6 protein-coding genes are annotated in these 6,518 nt (G+C 66.1%); all 6 read right to left on the bottom strand.

Annotation, left to right across the window (positions count from 1 at the left end):
• Nucleotides 1–42: 42 nt before the first annotated feature.
• Nucleotides 43–531, bottom strand: coding sequence for an NADH-quinone oxidoreductase subunit NuoI (gene nuoI / locus JOY88_RS04510; protein WP_293500719.1), 489 nt, complete (start codon nucleotides 529–531; stop codon nucleotides 43–45).
• A 2-nt stretch (nucleotides 532–533) separates the two neighbouring features.
• Nucleotides 534–1,631 (bottom strand): NADH-quinone oxidoreductase subunit NuoH, encoded by a 1,098-nt coding sequence (nuoH, locus tag JOY88_RS04515; RefSeq protein ID WP_293500721.1) that lies wholly within the window; start codon nucleotides 1,629–1,631, stop codon nucleotides 534–536.
• A gap of 14 nt (nucleotides 1,632–1,645) precedes the next feature.
• Nucleotides 1,646–3,952 carry an NADH-quinone oxidoreductase subunit NuoG gene (nuoG, locus tag JOY88_RS04520; protein WP_293500723.1) on the bottom strand — a complete coding sequence of 769 codons (2,307 nt, stop codon included), beginning with the start codon at nucleotides 3,950–3,952 and terminating at the stop codon, nucleotides 1,646–1,648.
• 21 nt (nucleotides 3,953–3,973) lie between these two features.
• On the bottom strand, nucleotides 3,974–5,314 hold the full coding sequence (gene nuoF, locus JOY88_RS04525) for an NADH-quinone oxidoreductase subunit NuoF (protein ID WP_293500725.1): 1,341 nt from the start codon (nucleotides 5,312–5,314) through the stop codon (nucleotides 3,974–3,976).
• Between the two features lie 8 nt (nucleotides 5,315–5,322).
• A complete protein-coding gene (locus JOY88_RS04530) occupies nucleotides 5,323–5,835 on the bottom strand; it encodes an NADH-quinone oxidoreductase subunit NuoE family protein (protein WP_293500727.1) in 513 nt (170 codons plus the stop codon).
• A 10-nt stretch (nucleotides 5,836–5,845) separates the two neighbouring features.
• On the bottom strand, nucleotides 5,846–6,518 hold a 673-nt coding region (locus tag JOY88_RS04535), incomplete at its 5' end, for an NADH-quinone oxidoreductase subunit D (protein ID WP_293500729.1).

Genomic DNA, 6,518 nt, shown 5'->3' on the forward strand with positions numbered 1-6,518 from the left:
CCAGCGAGGCTGGACCGCTGCGGCTTGCGAGCCGCGAAGCGATCAGCGGTACTTGGCGTCCGCCTCCTTTTGGGCCGCGATTTGGGGCTCGTACTTGTCACCGACGGCCAGCAGCATGTCCTTGGTGAAGTACAGATCGCCGCGCTTTTCGCCGTGGTATTCGAAGATGCTGGTCTCGACGATGGAGTCCACCGGGCAGCTCTCCTCGCAGAAGCCGCAGAAGATGCACTTGGTCAGGTCGATGTCGTAGCGCGTGGTGCGGCGGCTGCCGTCGGCGCGAACGTCACTCTCGATGGTGATGGCCATCGCGGGGCAGACGGCCTCGCAGAGCTTGCAGGCGATGCAGCGCTCCTCGCCGTTCTCGTAGCGGCGCAGCGCGTGCAGGCCACGGAAACGCGGGCTCAGCGGCGTCTTTTCCTCGGGGAATTGCACCGTGATGTTGCGCGACAGGAAATGCCGGCCGGTCAGGGCCATGCCCTTGAACAGCTCGGTGAGCAAGAAGCTCTTCGCAAATTGCAGGAAGCCACTCATGCTTACTTCCAGATATTGAGAGGGGTCTGCATCCACAGGCCGACGACGACCAGCCAGACCAGGGTCACGGGAATGAAGATCTTCCAGCCCAGACGCATGATCTGGTCGTAGCGGAAGCGCGGGAACGTGGCGCGCACCCACAGGAACATCGTGACGACGAAGAAGGTCTTGCCGAACAGCCAGGCCCAGTTCCAGAGCGCCATCGTGTGCTGGATGAAGTCCGGCGTCTGCAGCCCCAGCAGGCTCCACGAGATCGGTGCGCTCCAGCCGCCCAGGAACATGACGACGGCCAGCGCCGACACCAGGATCATGTTGGCGTACTCGGCCAGGAAGAACATCGCGAACGACATGCCCGAGTACTCGATCATGTGACCGGCCACGATTTCCGATTCGCCTTCCACCACGTCGAAGGGGTGGCGGTTGGTTTCGGCCAGGCCCGAGATGAAGTAGACGACGAAGATGGGCAGCAGCGGCAGCCAGTTCCAGGACAGGAAGTTCAGGCCCATGTCCGCGAACAGGCCCTTCTCCTGCACCTGCACGATGGTGGTCATGTTCAGGCTGCCGGTCACCATCAGCACGACGACCAGCGCGAAGCCCATCGCGATCTCGTAGGAGACCATCTGGGCCGACGCGCGCAGCGCGCCCAGGAAGGCGTACTTCGAGTTGGACGCCCAGCCAGCGATGATGACGCCGTAGACCTCCAGCGACGTGATCGCCATCAGGAACAGCAGGCCGGCATTGACGTTGGCGACCGCGGCATCCGGGCCGAAGGGCACCACGGCCCAGGCGGCCAGCGCCGGCATGATGGTCATGACCGGGCCGAGGAAGAACAGGCCCTTGTTCGCGGCGGTGGGCTTGATGATCTCCTTGAAGATCAGCTTCACCGCGTCGGCGATAGGCGTCAGCAGGCCGTAGGGGCCCACGCGGTTGGGGCCCGGGCGGATTTGCGACCAGCCGATGGCCTTGCGCTCCCACAGCGTCAGGTAGGCCACGCAGATCATCAGCGGCGCGACGACCGCGATGATCTTCAGCAGGCTCCAGACCAGAGGCCACAGGGCCCCCAGCAGCGCGGTGCCGTTTTGGTAGAGGGTGTCGATCATTCTGTGAAGCTCCCTCAGACCTTGCTGATGCTCAGCGTGCCGAAGGCAGCGCCGAGGGTCGCGGTTTGGGTCAGACCGGCGGGCACACGGGCGACGCCCTCAGGCAGGCCGGCTTCGAGGCGGGCGGGCAGCTGCGCGGCGCCGCCGTCCTGCACGAGGCGGACCTGGTCGCCTTCCGCCAGGCCGAGCTGCTGCCACAGGCCGACCGGCAGGCCGACGATGGCGGCTTCGCGGCCGTCGGTGGTCAGCTGCAGCGAGGTCGAGTTGCGCACCAGCGCGTCGGTCGCGTAGATGGGGAGGTTGCCGAAACGCTCGACACCCTCGGCCTTCGCCACGAGCTGCGGCGTGGCCGTGGTGGCATTGCTGAGGCGGCCGACGATGTCGCCGCCCAGGGCCTGCTCCCGCACCTGCTCCGAGCTGTCCTGGTTGAAGCCGTCGAGACCCAGCAGGTTGCCCAGTACGCGCAACACCTTCCAGCCCGGGCGCGTCTCGGCCAGCGGCTTGACGACGCCGACGAAGCTCTGCAGCCGGCCCTCGGCGTTGACGAACGAACCCGAGGTTTCGGTGAACGGCGCGATGGGCAGCAGCACATCGGCGTACTCCAGGCCGCTCTTGAACGGGCTCAGGACGACGACCATCTCGGCCGCGTCCAGCGCCTTGGCGGCGGCGGCGGCGTTGGCCGAATCCAGCACCGGGTCGGTGTTCAGCAGCAGCGCGGCCTTCAGCGGCGTGCCGCTCAGCATCTGGCCGGCATTCAGCCCGCCGTTCTGCGGCTGGGCCTTCACGAGCTGCGCGCCGACGCTGTTGGCGGCGGCCGTCAGGTAGCCCACGCTGGCGCCGGTCTGCTGGGCAATCCACTGCGCCAGAGCCAACAGGCTGGTGGCCTGCGGATGCTCGGCGGCGGCGTTGCCGAGCAGGATGGCCTTGCGTTGGCCGGACTGCAGGCTTGCGGCGACGGCCTTGGCAGCGTCGGTCGCGGTGCCGGCCAGCGGTGCGCCGGTGCCAATGGCGGCCGCCACGTCGGCCAGTGCTTGCACCCAGCCCGACGGCGCGACGGCTTGCGAGCCGGCGAGCGGCATCAGCCAGTCATCATTGCCCAGACCGATGCGGCTGATGGCGGCGCCACGACGCGCGGCGTGGCGCAGGCGGGCGGCGAACAGCGGGTGGTCCTTGCGCAGGTTGGAGCCGACGACCAGCGCGCGGTCCAGCTCGGACAGGCTCGCGATGCTCGTGCCCAGCCAGTGCGCCTGGCCTGCCGAGGCGGCGTTGCCGAAGTCGCTGTGGCGCAGGCGGTGGTCGATGTTGTCGCTGCCCAGGCCGCGCACGACCTGTGCGAGCAGGTGCAGCTCTTCGACGGTGCTGTGGGCCGAGCCCAGCGCGCCGATGGACGCAGCGCCATGATCGGCCTTGATGGACTTCAGGCCGTTGGCGATGTACTCCAGCGCCGTCGTCCAGTCGACCTGCTTCCACGCGCCGCCCTGTTTGATCATGGGCGCGGTCAGGCGGGCATCGCTGTTCAGCGCTTCATAGCTGAAGCGGTCGCGGTCAGCGATCCAGCATTCGTTGACGTCCTCGTTCTCGAGCGGCACGACGCGCAGGACCTGATGGTTCTTGACCTGGACGATCAGGTTGGCGCCAGTGGAGTCATGCGGGCTGACGCTCTTGCGGCGCGACAGCTCCCAGGTACGGGCGCTGTAGCGGAAGGGCTTGCTGGTGAGGGCGCCGACCGGGCAGATGTCGATCATGTTGCCCGACAGCTCGGAGTCCACCGTGCGGCCGACGAAGGTCTGGATCTCGCTGTGCTCGCCGCGGTGGGCCATGCCCAGTTCCATCTGGCCTGCAATCTCCTGGCCGAAACGCACGCAGCGGGTGCAATGGATGCAGCGGCTCATCTCCTCCATCGAGATCAGCGGGCCGACGTTCTTGTGGAAGACGACGCGCTTCTCTTCGGAGTAGCGGCTCTTGCTGCCGCCGTAGCCCACGGCCAGGTCCTGAAGCTGGCATTCGCCGCCCTGGTCGCAGATGGGGCAGTCCAGCGGGTGGTTGATCAGCAGGAATTCCATGACGCCCTGCTGGGCCTTGATTGCCTTGTCGCTCTTGGTGCGGACGATCATGCCTTGCGTGACCGGGGTCGCGCAGGCGGGCATGGGCTTGGGCGCCTTCTCCACGTCCACCAGGCACATGCGGCAGTTGGCCGCGATGCTCAGCTTCTTGTGATAGCAAAAGTGCGGGATGTAGGTGCCGGCCTTCTCCGCAGCATGCATGACCATGCTGCCTTCCTGGACCGAGACCTTCTGACCGTCGAGTTCGATTTCAACCATGATGGTGTTTCCCTAGGCAGCTCAGGTCGGAGCCACCAGGGGCTTCTTGTGTTCAATCAGGTGCACGAACTCGTGCTTGAAGTGCTTGATCATGGCGCGCACGGGCATCGCGGCGGCGTCGCCCAGCGCGCAGATCGTGCGGCCCTGGATGTTGTCGGCCACCGAGTTCAGCAGGTCGATATCCTCTGCCCTGCCCTCGCCGTGGTAGATGCGCTCCAGCACGCGGTGCATCCAGCCCGTACCTTCGCGACAGGGCGTGCACTGGCCGCAAGACTCGTGGGCGTAGAAGTACGACAGGCGCAGCAGGCTCTGCACCGCACAGCGCGAGTCGTCCATGACGATGACGGCGCCCGAGCCCAGCATGGAGCCGGCCTTGGCGATGGAGTCATAGTCCATCGTGCACTGCATCATCACCTCGGCCGGCAGCACCGGCGCGGACGAGCCACCGGGGATCACGGCCTTCAGCTTGCGGCCCTTGCGCACGCCGCCAGCCATCTCCAGCAGCACCGAGAACGGGGTGCCCAGCGGGATCTCGAAGTTGCCAGGCCTCTCGACGTCGCCAGACACCGAGAACAGCTTGGTACCGCCATTGTTGGGCTTGCCGATCTCCAGGTAGGCCTGGCCGCCGTTGCGGATGATCCAGGGCACCGCGGCGAAGGTCTCGGTGTTGTTGATCGTCGTGGGCTTGCCGTACAGGCCGAAGCTGGCCGGGAACGGCGGCTTGAAGCGCGGCTGGCCCTTCTTGCCTTCCAGCGACTCCAGCAGCGCGGTTTCCTCGCCGCAGATGTAGGCGCCGAAGCCATGGTGGCCGTGCAGCTGGAAGCTGAAGCTGCTGCCCATGATGTTGTCGCCGAGATAGCCGGCGGCACGGGCTTCTTCCAGGGCTGCCTCGAAGCGCTCGTAGACCTCGAAGATCTCGCCGTGGATGTAGTTGTAGCCCACCGTGATGCCCATCGCGTAGGCAGCGATGGCCATGCCTTCGATGACCTGATGCGGGTTGAACATCAGGATGTCGCGGTCCTTGCAGGTGCCCGGCTCGCCTTCGTCGGAATTGCAGACGAGGTACTTCTGGCCCGGGAACTGGCGGGGCATGAAGCTCCACTTCAGACCCGTGGGGAAGCCGGCGCCGCCGCGACCGCGCAGGGCCGAGGTCTTCACTTCGGCGATGACCTGGTCAGGGGTCAGGCCTTCGCCACCGTCCTTGCCCAGGATCTTGCGCAGGGCCGCGTAGCCGCCACGCGCTTCGTAGTCCTTGATCGACCAGTTCTTGCCGTCCAGGTCCGCATAGATCTGCGGGCTGATGTGGCGGCCGTGGAAGCAGGTCTCGGCGCCGGTGGATTGGAATTTGGAAAGGTCCAGCATCGTCGTCCTCAGGCCTTGGTCGCTTCGGCGCGCAGCACTTCGACCAGCTCGTCGAGGCGGTCGTTGGTCATGAAGCTGCACATCTGGCGATCGTTCACCAGCATCACCGGCGAGTCGGCGCAGGCGCCCAGGCACTCGCTCTTCTGCACAGTGAACAGGCCGTCGGCCGTCGTGCCGCCCTGCTCGATGCCGAGCTTGCTGCACAGGTGGTCCAGCGCGTTCTGGCCGTTGCGCAGCTGACAGGGCAGATTCGCGCAGACGTTCAGCTTGAACTTGCCGACCGGGCGCTGGTTGTACATGTTGTAGAAGGTCGTCACCTCGTACACGGCGATGGGCGCCATGCCGAGGTGGGCGGCGATCGCATCTTCCGCGGCGCGGGACACGAAGCCCTCTTCCTGCTGCACGATGGCCAGGCAAGCCATGACGGCGGACTGGCGCAATTCGTAGGGGTACTTGGCGACCTCGCGGTCGAAGCGAGCGCGCGTGGCGTCGCTGAGGGTGTAGTCGGTGCTGCTCGTCATCGTCTGCCTGTCAACGATCGATTTCGCCGAACACGATGTCCATCGTGCCGATGATGGCCACGGCGTCCGCGATCATGTGGCCGCGGCCCATTTCGTCCAGCGCCGCGAGGTGCGGGAAGCCCGGCGCGCGGATCTTGAGGCGGTAGGGCTTGTTGGCGCCATCGCTGACGATGTAGATGCCGAATTCGCCCTTCGGGTGCTCGACGGCCGCGTAGGCCTCGCCTGCGGGCACATGGAAGCCTTCGGTGAAGAGCTTGAAGTGGTGGATCAGCTCTTCCATGCTGGACTTCATGTCCACGCGCGACGGCGGAGCCACCTTGTGGTTGTCGGTGATGACCGGGCCGGGGTTGGCGCGCAGCCACTTCACGCACTGCTCGACGATGCGGCAGGACTGGCGCATCTCCTCGACGCGCACGACGTAGCGGTCATACGTATCGCCGTTCGTGCCGATGGGCACGTCGAAGTCCATCCGCTCGTACACCTCGTACGGCTGCTTCTTGCGCAGGTCCCAGGCGATTCCCGAGCCGCGCAGCATCGGGCCCGAGCAGCCGAGGTTGAGCGCGCGCTCCGGGCTAAGCACGCCGATGTTGACCGTGCGCTGCTTCCAGATCCGGTTGTCGGTCAGGAGCGTTTCGTAGTCGTCGACGTTCTTGGGGAAGCGCTTGCAGAAGTCTTCGATGAAG

The organism is Roseateles sp., from assembly GCF_019237615.1.
Lineage (GTDB): Bacteria > Pseudomonadota > Gammaproteobacteria > Burkholderiales > Burkholderiaceae_C > Pelomonas.